Origin of the sequence: Streptomyces malaysiensis subsp. samsunensis (genome assembly GCF_024519315.1) — a bacterium.
GTDB classification, from domain to species: Bacteria; Actinomycetota; Actinomycetes; order Streptomycetales; family Streptomycetaceae; genus Streptomyces; species Streptomyces malaysiensis.
The window spans coordinates 1-1,300 of sequence record NZ_JANIIC010000214.1 but is presented as its reverse complement, the minus strand read 5'-3'; the positions used below and the strand labels follow the sequence as shown (position 1 = coordinate 1,300).

Here is a 1,300-nt window from a genome sequence, read left to right as displayed (position 1 = left end):
GGCGGTTTCTAGGGGTCGTCGCAACACGTGGTCGTGTTGATCAGGCCGCGAGCAGTTTATGCAGGCGCTCGGCTGGGGTTTCCCAGCCGAGCGTTTTGCGTGGGCGGCGGTTGAGCTGGTCGGCGACGGCGGCCAGGTGCTCGGGGCTGTGGACCGAGAGATCGGTGCCCTTGGGGAAATACTGCCGCAGCAGGCCGTTCGTGTTCTCGTTCGAGCCGCGCTGCCAGGGGCTGGCCGGGTCGCAGAAGTAGACCGGGACGTCGGTGGCGATGGTGAACTCGCCATGGCGGCCCATTTCGCTGCCCTGATCCCAGGTCAGCGACCGTTTCAGCTGGACCGGCAGGGTCTGGACGGTGGCTGTCAGGGCAGTCAGGACGGTTTCGGCGCCGTGGTCGCCCGGCAGGTGCAGCAGCATCACGTAGCGGGTGGCGCGTTCCACCAGGGTGCCGATCGCGGACTTGCCGTCCTTGCCGATGATCAGGTCGCCTTCCCAGTGACCGGGCACGGCCCGGTCCGCGGCCTCGGCCGGGCGTTCGCTGATCATCACCATCGGCGTGGTGAAGCGGGCCTGGCGGCAGTTGGCCTGCCGCTGGGGCCTGCGGCGGGCGCGGCCTGAGCGCAGGGCGCCTGCGAGCTCGCGCCGCAGCTGGCCTCTGCCCTGGACGTAGAGCGCCTGGTAGACGGTCTCGTGGACCACGTGCATCTCCGGCCGGTCGGGAAACTTCTGCCGCAGAGCGTGGCATATCTGCTCCGGGCTCCACTTCTCGTCCAGCATCCCCTGGACCGCATCACGCAGCTCGGGGTTCTGGCCGATCTTGCGGGGCTTGGGGCGGGGCCGGCGGGCATCGGCCCTGGCCTGGGCGGCGTGCGGCCGGTAGGCGCCGCTGTCGGGGTGGCGGTTGCGCCGTATCTCACGGCTGACCGTGGAGGGGCTGCGGCGCAGTTCGGCGGCGATCGCCCGGACCGTGGCCTTCTCCCTCAGCCGGTCGGCGATGTGGATCCGCTCGTCCTCGCTCAGGTACCGGGACGGACCGGAAGGCGGCACCACCAAGTGGATCGGTGATGCCGCCTTCTGCCGCCGGTCGGCACTGCGGCCGTTACGCCACTTCCGACCGGTCCGCGCATCGATCCCGATGATCCGGCACGCCTCGGCGTTGCTGTAGCCCTCCTGCACGAGCCGGGAGTATGCCGCCCGCTCCCGGCTCAGCTTCACAGGCCCCTGAGCCGTCCGAACCTTGCGGATCTCGAAGTCCATGCCACCCCTTGAACTGGGGTGTTGCAACGACTCCCAGAACCCAAG

General features: G+C 69.6%; 1 protein-coding gene. It reads right to left on the bottom strand.

Going from position 1 to position 1,300, the window contains the following annotated elements:
* Positions 1-40: 40 nt before the first annotated feature.
* The gene (locus tag NQU54_RS48525) at positions 41-1,255 is read right to left on the bottom strand and encodes an IS30 family transposase (protein ID WP_257636649.1); all 1,215 of its coding nucleotides are present in this window, start codon (positions 1,253-1,255) and stop codon (positions 41-43) included.
* Positions 1,256-1,300: the final 45 nt, after the last annotated feature.